This window comes from Symbiopectobacterium sp. RP (genome assembly GCF_050472005.1).
Taxonomy (GTDB): domain Bacteria; phylum Pseudomonadota; class Gammaproteobacteria; order Enterobacterales; family Enterobacteriaceae; genus Symbiopectobacterium.
Genome location: NZ_JBGOGS010000001.1, coordinates 2,197,462 through 2,218,891, shown reverse-complemented (window position 1 = coordinate 2,218,891; position 21,430 = coordinate 2,197,462). Strand labels below are relative to the sequence as shown.

At 49.2% G+C, this 21,430-nt stretch carries 16 protein-coding genes and 10 pseudogenes; 12 read left to right on the top strand and 14 right to left on the bottom strand.

The genetic code is table 11. The annotated features are described in order from the left end of the window. Window positions 1–129: 129 nt before the first annotated feature. Both ACD630_RS14830 and ACD630_RS14825 read right to left on the bottom strand, forming a co-directional pair. A pseudogene (locus ACD630_RS14830) lies at window positions 130–352 on the bottom strand (LysR substrate-binding domain-containing protein); the annotation flags it as partial. Window positions 353–359: 7 nt separating this feature from the next. Continuing rightward, window positions 360–650 (bottom strand): annotated as a pseudogene (locus ACD630_RS14825) (transposase); the annotation flags it as partial. On the opposite strand from ACD630_RS14825, the pseudogene ACD630_RS14820 reads away from it, so the two are divergent. After that, window positions 631–1,558 (top strand): annotated as a pseudogene (locus tag ACD630_RS14820) (IS5 family transposase). The pseudogenes ACD630_RS14825 and ACD630_RS14820 sit on opposite strands and share 20 nt — an antisense overlap. Before the next feature lie 280 nt (window positions 1,559–1,838). Here ACD630_RS14820 and ACD630_RS14815 read toward each other — a convergent pair. Next, window positions 1,839–2,879, bottom strand: coding sequence for an IS481 family transposase (locus ACD630_RS14815; protein WP_430359242.1), 1,041 nt, complete (start codon window positions 2,877–2,879; stop codon window positions 1,839–1,841). A gap of 88 nt (window positions 2,880–2,967) precedes the next feature. Here ACD630_RS14815 and ACD630_RS14810 point away from each other — a divergent pair, with 88 nt between their 5' ends. The 3 genes and pseudogenes from ACD630_RS14810 to ACD630_RS14800 form a co-directional block, all read left to right on the top strand. Beyond that, window positions 2,968–3,435 (top strand): IS630 transposase-related protein, encoded by a 468-nt coding sequence (locus tag ACD630_RS14810; protein ID WP_430359507.1) that lies wholly within the window; start codon window positions 2,968–2,970, stop codon window positions 3,433–3,435. After that, window positions 3,348–3,683, top strand: a pseudogene (locus ACD630_RS14805) (IS630 family transposase); the annotation flags it as partial. The gene ACD630_RS14810 and the pseudogene ACD630_RS14805, both read left to right, overlap by 88 nt. 78 nt (window positions 3,684–3,761) lie before the next feature. After that, window positions 3,762–4,256, top strand: a pseudogene (locus ACD630_RS14800) (transposase); the annotation flags it as partial. Between the two features lie 286 nt (window positions 4,257–4,542). Here ACD630_RS14800 and sapB read toward each other — a convergent pair. Beyond that, entirely contained in the window at window positions 4,543–5,508 is a 966-nt protein-coding gene (gene sapB / locus ACD630_RS14795; protein WP_430359505.1) for a putrescine export ABC transporter permease SapB, read from the bottom strand. Continuing rightward, window positions 5,505–7,202, bottom strand: a complete 1,698-nt coding sequence (gene sapA / locus ACD630_RS14790; RefSeq protein WP_430359504.1) for an ABC transporter substrate-binding protein SapA — start codon at window positions 7,200–7,202, stop codon at window positions 5,505–5,507. Before sapA ends, sapB begins: the two co-directional genes overlap by 4 nt. A gap of 423 nt (window positions 7,203–7,625) precedes the next feature. Between sapA and ACD630_RS14785 the strand changes: the two are divergent. The 5 genes and pseudogenes from ACD630_RS14785 to argS all read left to right on the top strand — a co-directional run bounded on the left by ACD630_RS14785 (window position 7,626) and on the right by argS (window position 11,415). Beyond that, window positions 7,626–8,549, top strand: a pseudogene (locus ACD630_RS14785) (IS5 family transposase). A 169-nt stretch (window positions 8,550–8,718) separates the two neighbouring features. After that, window positions 8,719–8,907 (top strand): IS630 transposase-related protein, encoded by a 189-nt coding sequence (locus ACD630_RS14780; protein ID WP_430359503.1) that lies wholly within the window; start codon window positions 8,719–8,721, stop codon window positions 8,905–8,907. Next, a complete protein-coding gene (locus ACD630_RS14775; RefSeq protein ID WP_430360062.1) occupies window positions 8,831–9,364 on the top strand; it encodes an IS630 family transposase in 534 nt (177 codons plus the stop codon). The genes ACD630_RS14780 and ACD630_RS14775 overlap by 77 nt, the downstream gene beginning before the upstream one ends. Next, entirely contained in the window at window positions 9,289–9,495 is a 207-nt protein-coding gene (locus ACD630_RS14770) for a hypothetical protein (protein ID WP_430359502.1), read from the top strand. The genes ACD630_RS14775 and ACD630_RS14770 overlap by 76 nt, the downstream gene beginning before the upstream one ends. A 189-nt stretch (window positions 9,496–9,684) precedes the next feature. Then, window positions 9,685–11,415, top strand: a complete 1,731-nt coding sequence (gene argS / locus ACD630_RS14765; RefSeq protein ID WP_430359501.1) for an arginine--tRNA ligase — start codon at window positions 9,685–9,687, stop codon at window positions 11,413–11,415. 59 nt (window positions 11,416–11,474) lie between these two features. On the opposite strand, the gene murJ is transcribed toward argS, so the two are convergent. The 6 genes and pseudogenes from murJ to ACD630_RS14735 all read right to left on the bottom strand — a co-directional run bounded on the left by murJ (window position 11,475) and on the right by ACD630_RS14735 (window position 15,375). After that, window positions 11,475–13,010: a murein biosynthesis integral membrane protein MurJ gene (murJ, locus tag ACD630_RS14760; protein WP_430359500.1), complete on the bottom strand. Its 1,536-nt coding sequence runs from the start codon at window positions 13,008–13,010 to the stop codon at window positions 11,475–11,477. A gap of 114 nt (window positions 13,011–13,124) precedes the next feature. After that, window positions 13,125–13,259, bottom strand: a pseudogene (locus ACD630_RS14755) (gfo/Idh/MocA family oxidoreductase); the annotation flags it as partial. Between the two features lie 87 nt (window positions 13,260–13,346). Continuing rightward, window positions 13,347–14,029: pseudogene (locus ACD630_RS14750) on the bottom strand (IS256 family transposase); the annotation flags it as partial. A 40-nt stretch (window positions 14,030–14,069) separates the two neighbouring features. Further along, window positions 14,070–14,417, bottom strand: a complete 348-nt coding sequence (locus tag ACD630_RS14745) for an IS630 transposase-related protein (RefSeq protein ID WP_430359499.1) — start codon at window positions 14,415–14,417, stop codon at window positions 14,070–14,072. Between the two features lie 36 nt (window positions 14,418–14,453). Continuing rightward, window positions 14,454–14,636: pseudogene (locus ACD630_RS14740) on the bottom strand (oligopeptide ABC transporter ATP-binding protein OppF); the annotation flags it as partial. A 130-nt stretch (window positions 14,637–14,766) separates the two neighbouring features. Beyond that, the gene (locus ACD630_RS14735) at window positions 14,767–15,375 is read right to left on the bottom strand and encodes a thymidine kinase (RefSeq protein ID WP_430359498.1); all 609 of its coding nucleotides are present in this window, start codon (window positions 15,373–15,375) and stop codon (window positions 14,767–14,769) included. A gap of 604 nt (window positions 15,376–15,979) precedes the next feature. Here ACD630_RS14735 and hns point away from each other — a divergent pair. After that, window positions 15,980–16,387, top strand: coding sequence for a histone-like nucleoid-structuring protein H-NS (hns, locus tag ACD630_RS14730; protein WP_430359497.1), 408 nt, complete (start codon window positions 15,980–15,982; stop codon window positions 16,385–16,387). 114 nt (window positions 16,388–16,501) lie between these two features. On the opposite strand, the gene galU is transcribed toward hns, so the two are convergent. From galU to rssA, 3 genes are all read right to left on the bottom strand, one after another. Further along, window positions 16,502–17,416 carry a UTP--glucose-1-phosphate uridylyltransferase GalU gene (galU, locus tag ACD630_RS14725; RefSeq protein ID WP_430359496.1) on the bottom strand — a complete coding sequence of 305 codons (915 nt, stop codon included), beginning with the start codon at window positions 17,414–17,416 and terminating at the stop codon, window positions 16,502–16,504. A 236-nt stretch (window positions 17,417–17,652) separates the two neighbouring features. Beyond that, window positions 17,653–18,669: a two-component system response regulator RssB gene (gene rssB, locus ACD630_RS14720; protein WP_430359495.1), complete on the bottom strand. Its 1,017-nt coding sequence runs from the start codon at window positions 18,667–18,669 to the stop codon at window positions 17,653–17,655. 110 nt (window positions 18,670–18,779) lie between these two features. Then, window positions 18,780–19,694: a patatin-like phospholipase RssA gene (gene rssA, locus ACD630_RS14715; protein WP_430359494.1), complete on the bottom strand. Its 915-nt coding sequence runs from the start codon at window positions 19,692–19,694 to the stop codon at window positions 18,780–18,782. Window positions 19,695–19,836: 142 nt separating this feature from the next. On the opposite strand from rssA, the pseudogene ACD630_RS14710 reads away from it, so the two are divergent. Together ACD630_RS14710 and purU are read left to right on the top strand one after the other, a co-directional pair. Beyond that, window positions 19,837–20,296, top strand: a pseudogene (locus ACD630_RS14710) (YchJ family metal-binding protein). 234 nt (window positions 20,297–20,530) lie between these two features. Further along, the gene (purU, locus tag ACD630_RS14705) at window positions 20,531–21,379 is read left to right on the top strand and encodes a formyltetrahydrofolate deformylase (RefSeq protein WP_430360061.1); all 849 of its coding nucleotides are present in this window, start codon (window positions 20,531–20,533) and stop codon (window positions 21,377–21,379) included. The last annotated feature ends 51 nt before the right edge of the window (window positions 21,380–21,430 follow it).

The following is a 21,430-nucleotide window of genomic DNA, read 5'->3' as shown; positions in this document are numbered from 1 at the left end:
TGAGCGTTCGCTGATGCATAAGGTGATTTGCAGCGAAGGTTCTTAGCATCAATGCGTATTTTTCACGCTGCAAAATAAAAAAACTGCGGGTATGGTGGGGCTTTTAGTGAATTGCGTCAACTCTTTGATTCATTTTGTGATTTGGTGCACATATTTCCCCGTATCCTGTTCCAACATAAATGAAATCAACGTGTTTGCCGCAGGATTAAGTGCCGCCCGACACGATGTGACTAGCCACACTTCCGTGTGTGGCATCCGGTTCACTGAGCGGCACGTATTTAACGCCATTCACGGAGATGCGTAAAAAGGATGCTGGCAGAATTGAAACGCCCAGCCCCGCCGACACTAGGCTGTGTCCCTTAATTGCGTAACCGGCGGTAAAACAAGCGGATGCAGCCCAGTTTCACCATTGCTAGATACTTTCTTGCCATTTTTTCATAACGTGTGGCGATCCGTCGATATTCCTTTAAACGGCCAAAACACCTTTCCACAACGTTGTGACGGCGATAAGCATCACGATCAAGTTGCGAGCGTCCATCTGAAGCCAGTTTTTCATTTGATTTTCGGGGAATAACCGTTTTTATCCCTCTTTTTTTCAACTCGTTACGTAGTGCATTCCCAGAGTAGGCTTTGTCAGCCAGTACTGCATGGACGGAAAAAAACACTACTGAACGGCGTGGACGACCGCTCCACTACTCAGATATGACCATCACCACAGTCCTGATGATGAAACGCGTGTTTGGCCTTTCATTGAGGGCTTTACAGGGCTTTGGTGACTCGATTTTTAAACTGATTAAATTGTCGCTCCATTGTCCAGACTATTCGCTGCTCAACAAGCGAGCAAAGACAGTGAACATCAGCATAAAAACGCCAACCCGTGGTGAAATCTCACATCTGCTCATTGATGGAACCGGCCTGAAGGTCTTTGGCGAAGGCGAATGGAAAGTCCGCCGACAGACGCAGGGTATGGCGTAAGCTGCACCTGGCAGTAGACAGTGTGACGCATGAGATTATCTGTGCGGATTTGTCGCTCAGTGGTACGACTGATGCCCAAGCTCTACCGGCGCTGATAAACCAGACCCACCGGAAAATCAGAGAGGCATCGGCTGACGGCGCTTAGGATACAGTTTACTGCTATGATGCTCTGCTGAGGAAGAAAATAAGGCCGCTTATCCCGCCACGAAGGGGGGCGCAATATTGGCAAGATCGCTACCACGAGCGTAACCACGCTGTTGCAAATCAGCGCATTAGCGGTAGTAACGATATAGCCAACCGACTTAAAAATGATTACAGCCAATGCCCTGATATGTGGAAAAAAATACAGCTAATTGTTATCAAAATAATGTCGCTTGGCTATATCTGGAAAAAGAAAGTGGGCTATCACCGGCGCTCAGTGGCTGAAACGGCCATGTTCCAGTTCAAAAGGCTTCTGGATGGTCATCTAAGTCTGAGAGACTACGATGGTCAGGTGGGTGAAGCCATGGCCATGGTCAAAGCGCTTAACCTGATCACGCTATTAGGAATGCCGAACAGTATTCGCATCACGTGGCTTTGTTGAATAATAGGGAATAATGCTGTTATGACACGCCTGTTTTGGATTAAAATGCTGATCGCTCCGGGATGCATCACTATGCTCTGGATTTAACATACTGATTTTACGTCAAGGGAATCCGCAGCCTTTATGGCTACGCAGCATAATATCTATTTATTCAACAAAGCCGTATCACGTAACAATCGACCCGTATGGGGCGCAGTCGTTACAAGTTCTGATTTATTCAACTGTACTAGCTCAGACCTGATCTGACAGTTACCGATTATTTATACAGGTGTCTGTCAGATTACATCTGGTTCAGATTCTTTTCTGCCCAGCTCCGTTTTCCATCGAGTAAAGTGGCCATCGGCGTACGCCCGCAGCACATTTTTCCCTGATGAGTTCGCTCATTATTGTAATGCCACAACCAGTTGTCCAGATCTACCTGCAGGCTTTCCAGGTCTCCATATAACTTCTTGCCGAACGTAACCTGATAAAAATCCTGCAAAATGGTTTTATGGAAGCGCTCGCAGATGCCGTTCGTTTGCGGAGACATCGCCTTCGTTTTCGTATGCTCGATATCGTTGATAGCCAGATAAAGCTGATAATCATGCTGCTCCACTTTACCACAGTATTCCGTACCCCTGTCGGTCAGTATTCTCAGCACCGGCAGTCCCTGAGCCTCGTAGAACGGGAGTACGCTATCATTGAGCAGGTCGGCGGCGGTGAGCGGTGTTTTATTCGTATACAGCTTGCAGTGTGCCACTTTCGAGTACGTATCCACGAACGTCTGCTGGTAGATACGGCCCACCCCCTTCAGATTGCCCACGTAGAAGGTGTCCTGCGAGCCCAGATACCCGGGATGTGCCGTCTCGATTTCACCGCAGGCCTCATCATCGTGCGCCTTCTTCTCCAAGGCTGCGATTTGAGCGTCGGTAAGGACAATGCCTTCTCTGGCGACCTTTTCCTCAAGCGCCTTCAGGCGTTTACGGAAGTTCTCCAGGTCGTGTCGTTGCCAGATGGAGCGCACGCCGCTGCCGGAGATAAACACGCCTTTTTTACACAGCTCATTACTGGTCCGGTGCTGCCCATGGGGCGGGAACTCAATAGCATAATCAACAACCGTGCGTTCAGTGGCTTCGTCGGCGCGGTTCTTCAGGTTCGGAACCCGGCGGTTCTGGTTAACCAGCGCATCAATGGCGCCTTCAGCAGCCAGTTCCTGATAACGGTAAAATGTATCGCGTGACACGCCCATGCTCTTGCAGGCTTTTGATACGTTACCGAGTTCTTCGGCGAGATTGAGCAGGCCGGCTTTGTGTTTGATAATGGGATTGTTAGTATGAAGCATGAGAGTTACCTCGCGTTTTGTTTAAGGATTAGACACCCATATCAAAACCGGTATAGCTAAACGACTTAATTTTGATCACATTATTTAAATGAGCTATTCAATTGATTTTAGACGTAAAGTGATATCTACACGGGAAGAAGAAGGGTTGAGTATCCGAGAAACAGCGAAGCAATTTCGGATTGGCCCTGCCTCTGTATCGCGTTGGATTAATCAAATAGCGTCAAAAGCATCGACCACGCGTCAGCGAAAGAGCGATAAATCCGAGTTGATAAAAGATGTTGAACCATATCCAGATGCTTACCAAAAAGAACGTGCAGAGCGTTTTGGCGTTTGTCAGAAGGCCATTTGGCAAGCTCTTAAAAAGCTGGGATTGACCTATAAAAAAACGCTATGTCATCCGAAAGCCGACGAAAGCGCCCGGCAAGCATTTCAACAAAAAATACAACAGTATGAAAAAAAGGAAAATCTATTGTTTTTATTGATGAAAGTGGTTTTCCACACGATACCCCACGGACTCACGGCTATTCCCCAAAAGGTCAACGGTGTTTTGGCCTGAAGAACGGGGGAGCCAAGGGAAGAACAAATGTTATCGGCGCGTTATTAGGCACAACGCTGTTTCCTATCAGATTATTTGATATCAATATTAACAGCGATGTTTTCTATTCCTAGGTCACACAAGTCCTTATCCCAGTACTCCCTAAAAACAGGGTAATCGTGATGGACAATGCAACTTTTCACAAAAAACATAATATTCAACAAGTCATCATCGATGCAGGGTATATGCTGGAGTATTTGCCTACATATTCGCCAGATCTTAACCCCATTGAGCATAAATGGGCACAAGCAAAAAGCAAAAAAAGAGAGATAAGTCGCCTGACTATATTCCCGGACACGCAGCACCAACGCTGTTGGGTGCACAAAACCGCTAATGTGTTGGCTTCACTCCCCAAAGCCATGCAACCGAAAGTTAAGGCTGAGCTGCGGGAGGTTTGGCTAGCAGAGAGCCGCGAGGCCGCTAATGAAGCCTTTGATGTTTTGTTGGCAAGGTTTTCAGCGAAGTATCCTGCAGCGATGAAGAAGCTGGAGAAAGCTCGAGAAGAACTGCTGGCATTCTACGACTTCCCGTCAGAGCACTGGGCGTCAATAAGAACGACAAATCCGATTGAATCGGCTTTTGCGACTGTGAGGCTACGAAGCAGACGCGCGAAGAACGGTGGTTCGAGAGAAACAACCCTGTCAATGGTATTTAAGCTGTTCCAGTCAGCTCAGAAAAGCTGGAACCGACTAAGAGGATTTGACCTGCTGACCCTGGTTGTAAGCAACGTCCAATTTAAGGATGGAGAACAGATTCACGAAGCATCAGAGCGGAACGTAGCCTATCGCCATACACCAGATTTGCTAATAACTCTGTTCATACGGTTCGGAACCGATTCTGTTCATCAATGTCTCCTTAACTATTGATAAGTATCATCGCTTATTGCCTCTCTAATAACAGAAGGCCGCCTCGAATATAATCATGAAAAAGGGAAGAGGTAATATAAAAAAACATTATCAAGGCACGCAAGCAAGTGCTTGCGTGTGAAGAACGAAAAGCGAAGATGAAGTACTTATCGCATGTGTCATTGTTTAATCGATTGATGTGTGTTTATTCTTTTTGGTTGCCCTATAGAAGGGCATACCATTCCTTATGTTTCAGGGAGTTTGCCATTGCACCCCAAATATCGGACAGCACATTGACCGTAATTACCATTGCTCCGACAACCATAACCCCGGCGGAGATAGCGGAGTAATCTTGCTGGCGAATCGCATCCACCAACCAGCGCCCTAAACCGGGCCAACTGAACACCACTTCGGTAATGATCGTCAGCGTCAGCATGGTGGAAAACTGAAGCCCCAGTTGCGGTGCGATCGGTGGCAGTGCATTATGCAGCACATGGCGGCGAATGATGGTCAGTCGCGACAGGCCTCGGGTGGCGGCAGCTTTGACATAATTTTTACTGAACACGTCCGTCGTGCTAATGCGCATCAGGCGGATAACTTCCATCGTGGGACCGACGGCCAGCACAATGATAGGCAAAATCAGATGGCGCACGGCGCTGAACAGCATTTCATCGCGATAAGGGGAGTCGGATAACCAAGCGTCAATGAGTGCAAATTCGGTCACAGGTTCTACCTGATAGAGCAGATCGAAACGACCTGAAACTGGCAACCAGCCGAGTTGCAGCGAAAACAGCAGCGTGAGCAATAGCGCCAGCCAAAATACCGGAATAGAAAAGCCCACCAACGCGATGGCGCTGATGATGATGTCAGGTGTTTTATTGCGCATCACGCCCGCTGTCACACCGAGCGGGATACCCACTAACAAAGAGAGTGTGAATGCCAATACGCACAGTTCAATGCTGGCGGGAAGCACTTCCTTCAATTGCACACTGATCGATTCGCCGTTAATCGATGAAATGCCCAGATCGCCGCGCATCAGGCTGCGCATAAAGAAACCGTAGGCGTCAAACAGCGTCGCACCGCCCAGCGGGGCGTTGGGAGTGTAATAGCAGAGGCTGAATCCGACCAGCGTTAGCAGCAGCAGGGTTATCAGCAGCAACAACAGGCGACGCAGCGTAAAAATGATCATGGCTGTTCTCCCTCTTTACCCACCTGTGGTGGCACTTCCGGCGTCGGGGTCTCACCAAACTCGCGATATACCCCGGCGAAAGAGGCATTGCCAAACGGGCTTAATATCAGCCCTTTCATGTCATAGCGGTATGCCAGCATACGCAGTGAAGAGGCCAACGGTAGCACCGGTAACTGCTGTGCCAGTATCTGCTGGGCTTGCTGGTAGTACTCAATGCGTTTGCCTAACTGCTGTGAGGTGAGGGCGCTTTGCAGCACGCTGTCGAACGTAGGATCGCACCAATGCGTATAATTGGTTTGCGAGTGAATTGCGGCGCAACTGAGCAGCGGGCGGAAAAAACTGTCAGGATCGTTACTGTCGGTGGTCCAGCCGGAGAGCGTCAGGTCATGGCTCATCTCCATCAAGCGCGCCTCCTGAAAACGGCCTTCGACGGGGACAATGGTCACTTTCACACCTACCTGTGCCAAATCCGCCTGAATCAGCTCCGCAGTCTTTAACGGGCTGGGATTATAGGATTGCGATGCAACCGGCATCCACAGCTTGAGGTTAAGGTCAGTTGCCCCTAGGGTTGTCAGCAAGTGGCGGGCTTCTTCCGGATTGTATTCGGTAATGCGCGATTCGCTGTCATAAGCCCAGGAAGCGCGGGGCAGCAGAGACGCCGCTGTTTCTGCCGTGCCGTAATAATAGATGGACTGCATCAAACGGTCATTGTTGATTGCCAGCGCAATGGCGCGGCGAATGCGCATGTCGTCCAACGGCGGTTTACGCACATTGAAGGCGAGATACGCGATGTTCATCCCTGGACGCAGCGAGAGTCGTAGCCGCGGATCGTTGCGCAAAATAGGCAACTGGTTGGCGGCAGGATAAGCCAGCACGTCACACTCGCCGGTGAGCAATTTAGAGAGGCGACCGGTGCCTCCGACGCCCAAATCGACGACCACCTGCTGCATTCGCGGTTTTCCACGCCAGTAGCGATCGTTGCGCATCAAGCGCAGATACTGACCGCTGCGATACGCTTCCAGTCGATAAGGACCGGTACCGACCGGCTCACGATCTAATAGTTCCTTTCTGTCCTGTTTGATCAGCTGCTGACCATACTCGGCAGAAAGCACCGGTGCATAGTGGGTCGCCAGATGCCATAAAAAAGAGGCATCCGGACTGTTAAGGCGGATTTCCAGCGCATAGTCGCCCAGCTTGCGGATGATTTGCACCACATCGGCAAACTGCAAACTGGTGAAATAGGGGTATTCACCACCGTTAACGTCATGATACGGGTGGGTTTTATCCAGCATCCGTTGCAGGCTGAAAATCACATCATCGGCGTTTAACGGGCGAGTAGGCGTAAACCAGTCGGTGGTTTGAAACGGCACATCGTGGCGCAGGTATAAACGGTAGGTGGCACCGTTATCCAGAACTTCCCAACGTTGCGCCAGTTCTGGCATCAAACGGTAGGTGTAAGGGTCCACATCCAGCAGTCGGTCGTAAAGCTGTGCTGCCAGCGTATCGATGATCACGCCGCTGCGCGCCATTTGCGGGTTGAAGGTATTGACCACGCCGTTGACGCAGTACACGAAACCGCTGTGGCGGATATCTTCCCGCTGCGCCTGTGCGGGGTCTGCGGCGAACGCAGACCCTATCAGGCAGGCGGAGTACAGCGCGCCTATTTTTATCAGGCAGGAGGTGTATCCAGACATACGATGCGCTTTAGTTGGCTGAAAATCAGAGTTGTCATTATAAGAGTGTACCGCACTCTGCTAAAGCTCCCCACTCCGTAGATGCTCACCTGCTGTATTTTCCGCCAAATTTGGAAAAATGCAGCGCTGAACCGGGTATCAGACGTCTACATCGCTGAGGATAGAGTGCTACCTCACGAAATGATAACTTTTGTTATTTTTTCGCTAAGGGATTAACGCCAACTGCCGTTATACAAAAGATATAACTAAACGACTCAATTTTGATTACATTATTTAAATGAGCTATTCAATTGATTTTAGACGTAAAGTTATATCTACACGGGAAGAAGAAGGGTTGAGTATCCGAGAGGCTTTGTTGAATAAATAGAACTTTTGGGTAATCATCGGAGCAGATCAACACAGTTGTTTCAAAATCAGGTCTCCATGGCAAAACAAAATTTTAAAATCACCAGCTGGCCCTCTTATAACAAGGCCCTCAAGCAGCGCGGTTCTCTAACCGTATGGCTAGATGAATCAGCCATTGCTGCATGGACGGAAAAAAACACTACTGAACGGCGTGGACGACCGCTCCACTACTCAGATATGACCATCACCACAGTCCTGATGATGAAACGCGTGTTTGGCCTTTCATTGAGGGCTTTACAGGGCTTTGGTGACTCGATTTTTAAACTGATTAAATTGTCGCTCCATTGTCCAGACTATTCGCTGCTCAGCAAGCGAGCAAAGACAGTGAACATCAGCATAAAAACGCCAACCCGTGGTGAAATCTCACATCTGGTCATTGATGGAACCGGCCTGAAGGTCTTTGGCGAAGGCGAATGGAAAGTCCGGCAGCATGGTGCCGACAGACGCAGGGTATGGCGTAAGCTGCACCTGGCAGTAGACAGTGTGACGCATGAGATTATCTGTGCGGATTTGTCGCTCAGTGGTACGACTGATGCCCAAGCTCTACCGGCGCTGATAAACCAGACCCACCGGAAAATCAGAGAGGCATCGGCTGACGGCGCTTAGGATACAGTTTACTGCTATGATGCTCTGCTGAGGAAGAAAATAAGGCCGCTTATCCCGCCACGAAGGGGGGCGCAATATTGGCAAGATCGCTACCACGAGCGTAACCACGCTGTTGCAAATCAGCGCATTAGCGGTAGTAACGCTATCTGGAAAAAGAAAGTGGGCTATCACCGGCGCTCAGTGGCTGAAACGGCCATGTTCCGGTTCAAAAGGCTTCTGGGTGGTCATCTAAGTCTGAGAGACTACGATGGTCAGGTGGGTGAAGCCATGGCCATAGTCAAAGCGCTTAACCTGATCACGCTATTAGGAATGCCGAACAGTATTCGCATCACGTAACAATCGACCCGTATGGGGCGCAGTCGTTACAAGTTCTGATTTATTCAACAAAGCCTATCCGAGAAACAGTGAAGCAATTTCGGATTGGCCCTGCCTCTGTTCGCGTTAGATTAATCAAATAGCGTCAAAAGCATCGACCACGCGTCAGCAAAAGATCGATAAATCCGAGTTGATAAAAGATATTGAACAATATCCAGATGCTTACCAAAAAGAACGTGCAGAGCGTTTTGGCGTTTGTCAGAAGGCCATTTGGCAAGCTCTTAAAAAGCTGGGATTTACCTATAAAAAAAACTCTACGTCATCCGAAAGCCGACGAAAGCGCCCGGCAAGCATTTCAACAAAAAATACAACAGTATGAAAAAGAAGGTAAACCTATTGTTTTTATTGATGAAAGTGGTTTTCCACACGATACCCCACGGACTCACGGCTATTCCCCAAAAGGTCAACGGTGTTTTGGCCTGAAGAACGGGGGAGCCAAGGGAAGAACAAATGTTATCGGCGCTTTATTAGGCACAACGCTGTTTGCTATCGGATTATTTGATATCAATATTAACAGCGATGTTTTCTATTCCTGGGTCACACAAGTCCTTATCCCAGTACTCCCTAAAAACAGGGTAATCGTGATGGACAATGCAACTTTTCACAAAAAACATAATATTCAACAAGTCATCATCGATGCAGGGTATATGCTGGAGTATTTGCCTACATATTCGCCAGATCTTAACCCAATTGAGCATAAATGGGCACAAGCAAAAAGCAAAAAAAGAGAGAGTGGTTGCGATACAGAGATTTTTTTCTCAGTCCATATGGTGTAATCAAAATTAAGTCGCTTTGCTATATTTTATCGGTTCTGCTTATTGCCATTGCGGCATATGCAATTTTTAAACATTTTAAAACAAGGGAAAGTCAACGTATCGGAACCAATCATCGGGGAAGAAAGCGTTAACTATTTTTCGCTAGCGCAGGTTTTTTTTCTTCTTCTTTGTCTCCTTTCCCGACGCGCTCTCCCCCCCTCTTCGTGCTCTATCCCCCTTGCATTTTCTCAGGAAAATTCTCGCGGGGAAGGTGCACCCTGCTGACGTCTAAGCCCAAATATGGTATAAGCGGGGGCTAAATTTTTATTAAAGGTATCCAAGTGAATATTCAGGCTCTTCTTTCGGAAAAAGTCAGCCAAGCATTGGTTGCAGCAGGTGCGCCCAACGGCACAGACCCGCAGGTGCGCCAGTCTGCCAAGGCTCAGTTTGGTGATTACCAGGCCAATGGTGTCATGGCAGTGGCGAAAAAACTTGGGCTTGCTCCGCAACAACTGGCAGAGACGGTAGTTCAGCATCTGTCGTTGGGCGGTATTGTCGCAAAAACAGAGATCGCAGGTCCAGGGTTTATCAATCTGTTTCTGGATGCGCAATGGTTAGCACAACAAACCGAACGGGCTTTGAACACACCTAAGTTGGGTATCACTCCGGTCACACCGCAAACCATCGTGGTTGACTATTCTGCGCCTAACGTCGCCAAAGAAATGCACGTCGGCCACCTGCGCTCCACTATTATTGGTGATGCTGCGGTACGCACACTTGAGTTTCTCGGACACAAGGTTATCCGCGCTAACCACGTGGGTGACTGGGGGACACAGTTCGGTATGTTGATTGTCCATCTGGAAGATGTGCAGAAAGACACTTCCGGCGAACTGGTATTGCCCGATCTGGAAGCCTTCTATCGCGAGGCCAAACTGCGCTACGATGAAGATGCAGCCTTCGCTGAGCGCGCTCGCCACTACGTGGTGAAGTTACAGGGCGGAGACGTTTATTTCCGCGAAATGTGGAGCAAACTGGTTGATGTCACCATGACACAAAACCAGCTCACCTACGATCGTTTGAATGTTACCCTGACCAAAAAAGACGTAATGGGAGAAAGCCTCTACAAGGCGATGCTACCGGAGATTGTTGCCGATCTGAAGGCAAAAGGCCTGGCCGTTGAAAGTGAAGGAGCAACGGTGGTTTTCCTTGATGAGTTTAAAAACAAGGAAGGCGAACCGATGGGCGTCATCGTTCAAAAGAAAGATGGCGGTTATCTCTACACCACTACCGATATTGCCTGCGCCAAGTACCGTTATGAAACGCTGGGCGCCAATCGTGTTCTCTACTATATCGATTCCCGCCAGCACCAGCATTTGATGCAGGCGTGGACTATCGTGCGTAAAGCTGGCTATGTGCCGGAATCGGTATCGTTGGAACACCATATGTTCGGCATGATGTTGGGCAAAGATGGCAAGCCGTTTAAAACCCGCGCGGGCGGCACCATCAAGCTGGCAGACCTGTTAGACGAAGCCTATGAGCGCGCATTGACGCTGATCGCGGGTAAAAACCCGGATATGGAACAAGACGAGTTGCGTGAATTGGCGCGCGTTGTCTCCATCGGGGCGGTAAAATATGCCGATCTGTCAAAAAGTCGTACCACTGACTACGTGTTTGACTGGGATAATATGCTCGCGTTTGAAGGAAACACTGCGCCCTATATGCAGTATGCCTACACTCGCGTTGCCTCGATTTTCAAACGCGCCAACTTGGATAAAGCCGTACTGACACAGCCAGTGGTACTGAATGATGGGAAAGAAACGGCGCTGGCAACCCGCCTGATGCAGTTTGAAGAAACCATCACTACTGTGGCGCGCGAAGGTACTCCGCACGTGATGTGTGCCTACTTGTACGATCTTGCCGGCCTGTTCTCCAGTTTCTACGAGCATTGCCCAATTCTGAACGCCGACAGTGATGCTGTGCATCAAAGCCGCCTGAAACTGGCCCTGTTGACCGCAGAAACGCTGAAACAAGGATTAAGCACCCTAGGCATTGAAACCGCCGATAAAATGTAATCAACGGCGTCATGTCATAAAAAACGGTGGCCTGAGCCACCGTTTTTTATTGGGTCCGATCACATACCCCTGCGCGCAAAATCGCGCGGACGGAAGCCAAGCAACGCAAGCATCACAAAGTAGGTCCCCGCACCGGCCACCACCACCAGCATCAGGCGCGAAATACGCACTGTCATGCCGCTGATGTCCCAGGCTGGCATCCACACTAGCAACGCGATCAATACCGCCGACATGGCAAGCACCGCGATAAGCAGTTTGACCAGAAAGGTGCCCCACCCCGGACGTGGCTGGAAAAGCTGCTGTTTACGCAACTGCCAATAGAGCAGCCCTGCATTCAGACACGATGCCAATCCAATGGAAAGTGCCAGCCCAGCATGCTGCAACGGCCCGATAAAGATCAGGCTCATGACCTGCGTCAACGCCAACGTCACCAATGCAATTTTCACCGGCGTTTTGATATCCTGCCGAGAATAGAACCCCGGAACCAACACTTTTACCACAATCAGCCCCATCAACCCGATGGCGTAGGCAATCAACGCCCGCTGAGTCATCAATGCATCCAGTGCGCTAAACTTGCCATACTGGAACAGCGCAACAATCAACGGCTTCGACAAAATGCCTAACGCCACCGCACTCGGCAACGCCAACAGAAAGCAGAGACGCAGCCCCCAATCCATCAGGTGTGAATATGCTTCCTGATCGCCACTGGCGACGCTTTTCGCTAACGATGGCAGCAAAATCGTGCCTAAAGCGACACCCAGTACACCGGACGGAAACTCCATCAGTCGGTCAGCGTAGTACATCCAAGAGACCGCCCCCCCACTGAGAAAAGAGGCAAATATAGTGTTAATGATCAACGAGATTTGGCTCACTGATACGCCTAGAATCGCTGGAGCCATCAGTTTCATCACTCGCCCGACGCCTAGGTGACGCCATTTAAAACGTGGCAATACCAACATCCCGATCTTTTTAAGATGCGGCAGTTGGTAAACCAATTGCAGCACCCCCCCCAGCAACACCGCCCAAGCCAACGCTAACACAGGCGGATCAAAATAAGGTGTGGCGAACAGGGCAAAACCAATCATGCTGATATTGAGAAATGTCGGTGCAAACGCTGGGACGGAGAAGCGATTCCAGGTGTTTAAAACCGAGCCCACCATCGAGGTCAGCGATATCAGCAAAATATACGGGAAAGTGATGCGCAACAGTGCCGAGGTCAGCGCAAACCGATCGGGCGTGGCGGCAAATCCCGGAGCCGTCACCATGATAACCCAGGGCGCAGCGATCATCCCGGCCACAGTCACCAATGCCAGCACCAGCGTCAACATGCCTGACACGTAGGCAAGAAAGGTTCGTGTTGCTTCATCCCCTTGCTGGCTTTTGTATTCAACCAGTATTGGAACAAATGCCTGCGAGAAAGCTCCCTCAGCAAAAACGCGACGTAGCAAATTCGGCAGTTTAAAGGCGACGAAAAAGGCGTCAGTTGCCACCCCAGCGCCAAACACCCGTGCGACAATGGCATCGCGGATAAAGCCCAAAACGCGCGATAGCATGGTCATTGAACTGACCGCGGCCAATGATTTTAATAAGTTCATCCGATTCGATTCTGTTGTGTCGAGAGTTACAGCGGAACGCAGCCCGCCAGGCGTGGCGACAGTCTACGCATCAGGGGCGGAATAGCCACCCTTGATGATAGTTCACAGCAGGATTCAGCATGATGTGAGCAGCGACTCAACCACTCTCTGCGCCAGAACCGCCTGCTCGCCTGATGTTTGGGGTTGAACACCTTTCTCAAGTGAGTCGATAAAATGGTCAACTGCCCCCACAAAACCGCGCTGTTCCAAAACATAGATAAACGACTTAATTTTGATTATATTATTTAAATGCGCTATTTAATTGATTTTAGACGTAAAGTGATATCTACACGGGAAAATGAGGATGTCGGTCAGGCCACGGTTTTTCAGTTCTGTCAGCACGTTCAGCCAGAACTTTGCGCCTTCATTTTCGGCCAGCCACATCCCCAGTAGCTCTTTCTGGCCTTCGATATTGATACCCAGCGCCAGGAACACAGACTTATTGATAACGTGGCTGTCCTGCTGGACTTTCAGAACGATACAGTCAAGGTAAACAATGGGATAAACCGCATCCAGGGGGCGATTTTGCCATTCAACAACCTGCTCCATAACGGCATCGGTGACCTTCGATACCAGGGCGGGTGAGACATCCGCGTCATACAGTTCTTTGAACGCAGCGGCAATTTCGCGGGTGGTCATCCCTTTGGCATACAACGATAAAATCTGGTTATCCATCCCGGAGATCCGGGTCTGGTTCTTCTTCACCAGTTGCGGTTCAAAGGAACCATCACGATCACGTGGTGTACGCAGTTCCAGCGGACCATCGCCGGTGGTAACAGTCTTTGTGGAGTAGCCATTGCGCGTGTTAGTTCCAGATTTGGACTGTGCTTCTCATGCCCGAGGTGATGGGTCATTTCAGCATTAAGGGCAGCTTCAACGCAGATCTTTTTCAGCAGGCGATCAAACTGGTTGAGAGCATCAGGGGTTTTGAGATTTTTGGCCAGCTCGTTAGCCAGAGCCTGTAACTGTTTTTCGTCCATAAAGTAACCTGCTTTTGATGTTGGATTGAACATATCAAAACTAGGCAATTACATAATCTCGTGTACAGGCTCCTTTTGGATGACGTAGAGTTTTTTTATATGTCAATCCCAGCTTTTTAAGAGCTTGCCAAATGGCCTTCTGACAAACGCCAAAACGCTCTGCACGTTCTTTTTGGTAAGCATCTGGATATGGTTCAACATCTTTTATCAACTCGGATTTATCGATCTTTCGCTGACGCGTGGTCGATGCTTTTGATTCTATTTGATTAATCCAACGTGATACAGAGGCAGGGCCAATCCGAAATTGCTTCACTGTTTCTCGGATACTCAACCCTTCTTCTTCCCGTGCAGATATCACTTTACGTCTAAAATCAATTGAATAGCTCATTTAAATAATGTAATCAAAATTAAGTCGTTCATCTATACCACAACCCGATTCACCGACAATACCCAGCGTTTCGTCTTCATAGAGGCGAAATGTGACGCCATCTACCGCTCTAAGCGACTGTGCGGGTTGCCAAAACCATTTTTTGCGCGCATTGACGGCGAAGTGCACACTGAGGTCACGCACGTCTAGGATGACGCGTTTCTCCTGTTGATTCGTCATAGCACCTCCTACACCGCGCGAAAACAGGCCCGCATCCGACCCGCATCAAACGTGGTCAATCTTGCCGTTAAGGTAGGGGTTTCTTCCTTCCCCCAGCGACGCACCGCTTCGTTGGGGGGGGTTTATTCGCCTATTTTCTATCTGCCGATACTGACGCGTGGGCTAATCCCAATGCGCTTTTGTAATGTTTGCGACAGACTGACACATAGCGCTCATTGCTTCCGATCACCACCTGTTCACCTTCACGCAGCGGATTGCCCTGCGCGTCAAGCCGCAGCACTCTATTCGCTTTGCGCCCGCAATGACAGACCGTTTTCAACTCGATCAGCTTATCCGCCCAAGCGAGCAAATACTGGCTGCCAGAAAATAATTCGCCCTGAAAATCAGTACGTAGACCGTAACACAGCACCGGAATATCCAATTCATTGACAATGCCTGACAGCTGGTTCACCTGCTCGCGGGTTAGAAACTGACACTCATCGATTAATATACAGTGCACAGGCTGCTCACGTTGTGCATTAACCAACAAGGTAAACAAATCAGTTTGTAAATTAAACACCAAAGCTGGGGCGGAAAGTCCAATACGCGAGCTGACCCGCCCGATACCATCACGGTGGTCTATTTCAGCCGTTAAAATCAGCGTCCTCATCCCCCGTTCCTGATAGTTATAAGAGGACTGTAATAATGCGGTAGACTTTCCCGCGTTCATTGCCGAGTAATAAAAATAAAGTTGTGCCATGTTTATAACCCCAAAAGAGCGCTTTACCCGCGCAACGGCGCATTGTATCATATTTTAGATAATCGGCGTGCCCGCTTGTCTATGCCGCCCCACGTGCCCTGAGAGACAATGAGTCGGGATAGTGACGCCATCACTGCCACAATGGTGACGGTAATCGCCGGATATAAGGCAATGGGCGATTGCGAAAATTCCTATACTGAGAAAAACATTAACAGCATGAGCGATATTTAGCATAAATAATTAGCATTGTATGATATCGACCCAAACGAGGTGAAATCCCCCTCTTCTGAGTAAGGGAACGAGTAACTTGATTTGTGTTTATCGACGCTGACAAAAGGTAAAAGTTTCGGGTATAAAAAATGCTTATATCGCATCTTCTCGGCATCGCCACTGACCGTTTTAACGCAACGTGCGCAGTAATACTCAAGTAACAAGTATTTCATTTGTTAACAACGTGGTTTTATTTACCTTAGCGGCAACGTGATATCGGTTTTAAAAACGCCATTTTTTAACAATCTTACAAATTTGACTATTGCAGAAAATAAAATAGCCATCTATCATCACCCTACATACGCCACCAATAATATTATTTGAGATTATCACAATGAGCGAAGCACTAAAGGTTCTAAACAACATCCGTACTCTGCGCGCCCAAGCGAGAGAATGCAGCCTGGATACCTTGGAAGAAATGCTGGAAAAACTGGAAGTCGTTGTCAATGAGCGTCGTGACGAAGATAATCAGGCTCAGGCAGAAATCGAAGAACGTACCCGTAAATTACAGCAATATCGTGATATGTTGATTGCTGATGGCATCGACCCGAATGAACTGTTGCAATCTTTGGGTGCAGCAAAAACACCGGGCAAAAGCAAACGTGCTGTGCGCCCGGCAAAATATCAATATACTGATGAAAATGGCGAAGCAAGAACTTGGACTGGCCAAGGCCGCACTCCTGCCGTGATCAAGAAAGCCATTGAAGAGCAAGCTAAATCTCTGGACGATTTCCTGTTATAATTCCCAATCGGAATTGTTTTGCTTATTTAACAAAAAACCCCGTTTAACGGGGTTTTTTATATCCATTTTTCGTTACGCCCCGCGAAACACAAGGCAAAGCGCTATCGAATCAGGTTATTTCACATCATTTTCATTAACGGTTTCATTAAGCCATGCGGCAAAATCATTACCCAGCGTATTGTGACGCAAGCCGTATTCTACAAATGCACGCATGTAACCCAATTTGTTTCCGCAGTCATGACTTACACCTTTAAGGTGGTACGCTTCAACGGTTTCTTTTTCCATCAACATGGCAATGGCATCCGTTAATTGGATTTCATTACCCGCTCCCGGCGGTGTTTTTTCCAGCAGAGACCAAATATCAGCCGAAAGTACATAGCGACCGACAATAGCCAAATTAGAAGGTGCCTCTGACGCCTTGGGTTTTTCCACTACGCCCACCATCGGTGCACTGTCTCCAGGCTGTAATGCCTGCCCTTTGCAATCAACAACACCATAGCTGCTGACCTCTTCAACCGGTTCAACCATAATTTGGCTGTGACCCGTTTCAGAAAAACGAGCCAGCATTTCACTCAGGTTGTCTTTCTTCAGATTGGATTCAAATTCATCAATGATAACGTCGGGCAAAATAACAGCGACAGGTTCATCCCCCACTAAAGGGGGTGCGCACATGACAGCGTGCCCCAATCCTTTCGCCAGTCCCTGACGCACTTGCATGATGGTGACATGTTTCGGGCAAATAGACTGAACTTCTTCCAACAGCTGACGCTTAACGCGCTTCTCCAGCATCGCTTCCAGCTCAAAACTGGTATCGAAGTGGTTTTCAATGGAATTCTTGGATGAGTGTGTAACTAAAATGATTTCGTTCAAGCCTGCGGCAATACACTCATTGACGACGTATTGAATGAGCGGCTTATCAACCAGTGGCAACATTTCTTTTGGAATCGCTTTTGTTGCCGGCAGCATCCGAGTCCCTAGCCCTGCGACGGGGATGACCGCTTTTTTAACTTTTTTATTCACCGTTGACATAACAACCTCTGATATACCGTTCAAATAATGAACTTTATTGCTGGGTTTAATTCGTGGTACACTAGCCTGCTCGGCCAGAGACGACACCCGGTAAACACAATGGCTATGATAAAAATAAAACAACGCTTTATATAGTAGGAAATAAAAATTAATTACGAAAGCGAAGAGTATGCAACAAATTGCATGATGAACGCCTATCAGACTATTCCTTAGGCCTCATCACACTGCGTAAGCCTTCAATCTGTTGATAACATCAGCCGTAAGCGTCCACCGCGCCCCCAGACCTGACATTCAAAAGAGGCGCACTCATGGTTTAATTGGTTAAGATATGCTCCATCGAGGGTGCCGAGCGGAATACCATTGTTTAACACCAGCTGCTCCTCCCCTGCGTTCAACATGGCATGCAAACCTGCTGAAATAAGGATGAGCCGTTGCAATCCTCGGTGATAGTAACCCACCAGCAGGGGGAAACGCCCATTAAGATTGGCCTGGCGCAGCAATTGGTTGACCTGTCGCAACAAGACAGGCAATTCGGGTAGGCGGTGTTGTTGGTTAGCTAGATGCTCTTGTAACAACCCGTTAAACAGTGTGCGCAGCAGCAGAGCTGCCAGCGTGCCGTTATTGTTCACTGCTTGCGTCACATCTAGACAATAGAACGCCAAGTCATCATCAGACAACGCGGCAATATCCAATACCAACCCCGGTTGTTCCAATGACGTCAATTGACGGTAACGCACGCTGCAACCGGCCATTTTTTGTTGTACCGGAGGCTGTAGCTGCGCCAGCAGTTTATTGACCGCATCTGGCGATTGATTGAGTGAATCCATATCCTCCATCAACTGCTCAACTTCGCTCAGTTGAGAAGTAAACATATCGGGATACATGCAGGTCATTACGGCTTCGCGCAAGCGTGCATAATCGCGGATAGGTTTAAGCATCACATCCTGCACGCCCAGGCGCAGCACTTTGGCAACATCCCCCATCTGACTGGTGGCAGACACCACCAGAATGGGCGTGCGATTATCTTGCAACCGGAGCGTTTCAACGAACTCAATGCCCCCCATTAGTGGCATTTCCAAATCGCACACGATCAAATCAGGGCGATAGTTTTGCATTATGGCTAATGCATCCACCCCATTGACAGCTTCACGCACAGATGCACCCAGCGATGTCAGATAGCCAGCGATCACGGAACGAAATACCGCTTCATCTTCAACAATCAAAATGTGCTTATCTGTTAATGGCTGACCCATTGATGACCTCATACGTCAACTTCATGCATATTCCCTCGCGTTGTTCGGCCTTAACCCCTGCCACTCTACCTTTTTACCCTTGTTGATACTTATCAGGCGCTGCTACTCCACTATCCTGCGTCTCGGTTTAGCAACAGTTGTAATTCATCTTGTTTTTTCTCCACAGCCAGTCGCCCTTCGGCAATCGCCTCTTGCGCACGGTGAAAATCCAGCCTGGCAATTTGTGTGCAATAGGGCTGCACCACCACATCAGGAGGATAGCCAGCCATACGATGCATTTTTAAACGGTTTTCCAACACTTGAATGGAGGCCGTCATGATATCCATCGCTGAAGGTGCGCGGTTGGCACGCTGGCGCTGCAACCCCATGGACAAGCGCTGCCGGAGCTTGTGCTGCCAGTTGAGCGGCGCAGAATCCGCATGCGTCTCTTCAGCCATCGCGGCCACGGACAGCATGTCGTCATGCCCCAAGGTCGCGTTGTGCTGCAAATCCACAGCAATCACCACGTCAGCGCCCAGCGCGCGAGCCAGAGAAACCGGCACCGGGTTCACCACAGCACCATCAACCAGCCAATAGGCATTGTGTCGCACGGGCGCAAGCAACCCCGGCATACTGCATGAGGCGCGGATCGCATGGTGCAGATCGCCTTCGGTAAGCCACAGTTCTCTCGCCGTTGTCAGGTTGGTGGCCACTGCTCCGAACTTGATAGCACATTCGTCGATCTGTTGGGTACGCAAGATATGTCGCACCTGGTTAAATACTCGATCGCCGCGCAATAACCCACCACGCTCCCAAGAGAGATCCATCAGGCGAATCACATCCCAATGATGAAGCCCACTCACCCAGCGCGCCATGGCATTCAAGCGATTGGTGGCATACGCGGCCCCCACCAAAGCCCCCACCGAACAACCCGCGACCACATCGATAACAATACCCATTTCAGTCAATGCCTGAATGACACCAATATGTGCCCATCCTTTCGCCGCACCCGATCCAAGCGCCAAACCAATCTTTCTTTGCCTCATGATATCCTTCTCATCTCGCTATTCATTTTAGCGCACATTGCCACTCACCGAGATTGTTAGGTAACATATCGCCACGACGTTGAGTTATTTTCACGCAACTATCGATATTTTTTTACTGTTCGTCATACAATCAGGAGTTACCGTGCCACAAAGCTGTCCCTGCGGGAGTGGTAAGCAGTATACCGCATGCTGCCTTCCCTATCTGCAGCGCACCGACACCAGAAGCATTAATGCGTTCACGCTATTGTGCTTACGTAGCCCATGACGTTGATTATCTTATCGCTACCTAGGATCCTGCGCTTCATCCCGAAAAATGGCGTGCTTCAATCACCGAAAGCGCTCAGGATACGCAGTGGCAACGATTGAATGTGCTGACTGCCAGCCTAGGACGCGATACGGATGAAGGTTATGTCGAATTCGCTGCGCGCTATACCGACACCTCGCAGCCAGAGCGTACCTCGCTGATGCGCGAGCGCTCACGCTTCCTTCGCCGCCTCGATCGCTGGTACTATGTAGACGGCGTGCATCTGCAAACCTGCAGAAACGATCGCTGTCCGTGCGGTTTGGACAAAAAATACAAACAGTACTGCGGGCGTGGATAGCCGCGTAGTGTAAGGCAAAAAATGTAACCCGGTGGCATGCTTCCCCTTATCGCGGCGATATAGCCAAGCGACATTATTTTGATAACAATTAGCTATATTTTTTTGCCACATATCAGGGCATTGGCTGTAATCATTTTTAAGTCAGTTGGCTATAAATCGCACGAACGTGGCAGCTTTCGGGGATGATGACAGACGATTTTGGACAGGGTTCTTATTTCCATGCAATCCCAAACGATGCAATCTCAGGCAATACAACGAAAAGTGTTGCGTACCATTTGCCCCGATGCAAAGGGGCTTATCGCAAAAATTACCAACATCTGCTACAAACACGAATTAAACATTGTGCAGAACAATGAATTTGTCGATCACCGCACCGGGCGCTTTTTCATGCGTACCGAATTAGAAGGGATCTTCAATGATACTACGCTGTTGGCCGATTTAGACGGCGCGCTGCCGGAAGGCTCCGTGCGCGAACTCAGTGATGCAGGCCGCCGTCGTATCGTGGTTCTGGTCACCAAAGAAGCGCATTGTCTGGGCGATTTGCTGATGAAGAGTGCCTACGGCGGCCTAGATGTGGAAATTGCCGCCGTGATTGGCAACCACGATACGTTGCAGACGCTGGTAGAGCGTTTTGATATTCCGTTCCATCTGGTGAGCCATGAAGGGCTCTCACGAGAAGCGCACGACCAGTTGATGATTGAACAGATTGATGCGTACAAACCGGATTACGTGGTATTGGCCAAATATATGCGCGTTTTGACGCCTGCTTTTGTGCAGCACTATCCAAATCAGGTGATTAACATCCACCATTCGTTCCTGCCTGCGTTCATCGGTGCTCGTCCATACCATCAGGCCTATGAGCGCGGCGTGAAGATCATCGGTGCGACCGCCCACTACGTGAACGACAACCTAGATGAAGGTCCGATCATCATGCAGGATGTGATCAACGTGGATCACACCTATACCGCCGATGACATGATGCGTGCAGGCCGCGACGTTGAGAAAAACGTCCTGAGCCGCGCCCTTTACCGCGTGCTGGCACAACGAGTTTTCGTTTACGGTAATCGCACCATTATTCTTTAAGCCGCTGTTTTTCCACTCAACCTTGAGTGGAAAACCCGCAAGGCGCGTGAA

What these genes read in the sequence shown, in the direction of transcription:
- ACD630_RS14815 (WP_430359242.1), bottom strand. Translation starts at nt 2,879, where the DNA reads ATGCTTCATACTAACAATCCCATTATCAAACACAAAGCCGGCCTGCTC.
- ACD630_RS14810 (WP_430359507.1), top strand. Translation starts at nt 2,968, where the DNA reads ATGAGCTATTCAATTGATTTTAGACGTAAAGTGATATCTACACGGGAA.
- sapB (WP_430359505.1), bottom strand. Translation starts at nt 5,508, where the DNA reads ATGATCATTTTTACGCTGCGTCGCCTGTTGTTGCTGCTGATAACCCTG.
- sapA (WP_430359504.1), bottom strand. Translation starts at nt 7,202, where the DNA reads ATGTCTGGATACACCTCCTGCCTGATAAAAATAGGCGCGCTGTACTCC.
- ACD630_RS14770 (WP_430359502.1), top strand. Translation starts at nt 9,289, where the DNA reads ATGGGCACAAGCAAAAAGCAAAAAAAGAGAGAGTGGTTGCGATACAGA.
- murJ (WP_430359500.1), bottom strand. Translation starts at nt 13,010, where the DNA reads ATGAACTTATTAAAATCATTGGCCGCGGTCAGTTCAATGACCATGCTA.
- ACD630_RS14745 (WP_430359499.1), bottom strand. Translation starts at nt 14,417, where the DNA reads ATGAGCTATTCAATTGATTTTAGACGTAAAGTGATATCTGCACGGGAA.
- ACD630_RS14735 (WP_430359498.1), bottom strand. Translation starts at nt 15,375, where the DNA reads ATGGCACAACTTTATTTTTATTACTCGGCAATGAACGCGGGAAAGTCT.
- hns (WP_430359497.1), top strand. Translation starts at nt 15,980, where the DNA reads ATGAGCGAAGCACTAAAGGTTCTAAACAACATCCGTACTCTGCGCGCC.
- galU (WP_430359496.1), bottom strand. Translation starts at nt 17,416, where the DNA reads ATGTCAACGGTGAATAAAAAAGTTAAAAAAGCGGTCATCCCCGTCGCA.
- rssB (WP_430359495.1), bottom strand. Translation starts at nt 18,669, where the DNA reads ATGGGTCAGCCATTAACAGATAAGCACATTTTGATTGTTGAAGATGAA.
- rssA (WP_430359494.1), bottom strand. Translation starts at nt 19,694, where the DNA reads ATGAGGCAAAGAAAGATTGGTTTGGCGCTTGGATCGGGTGCGGCGAAA.
- purU (WP_430360061.1), top strand. Translation starts at nt 20,531, where the DNA reads ATGCAATCTCAGGCAATACAACGAAAAGTGTTGCGTACCATTTGCCCC.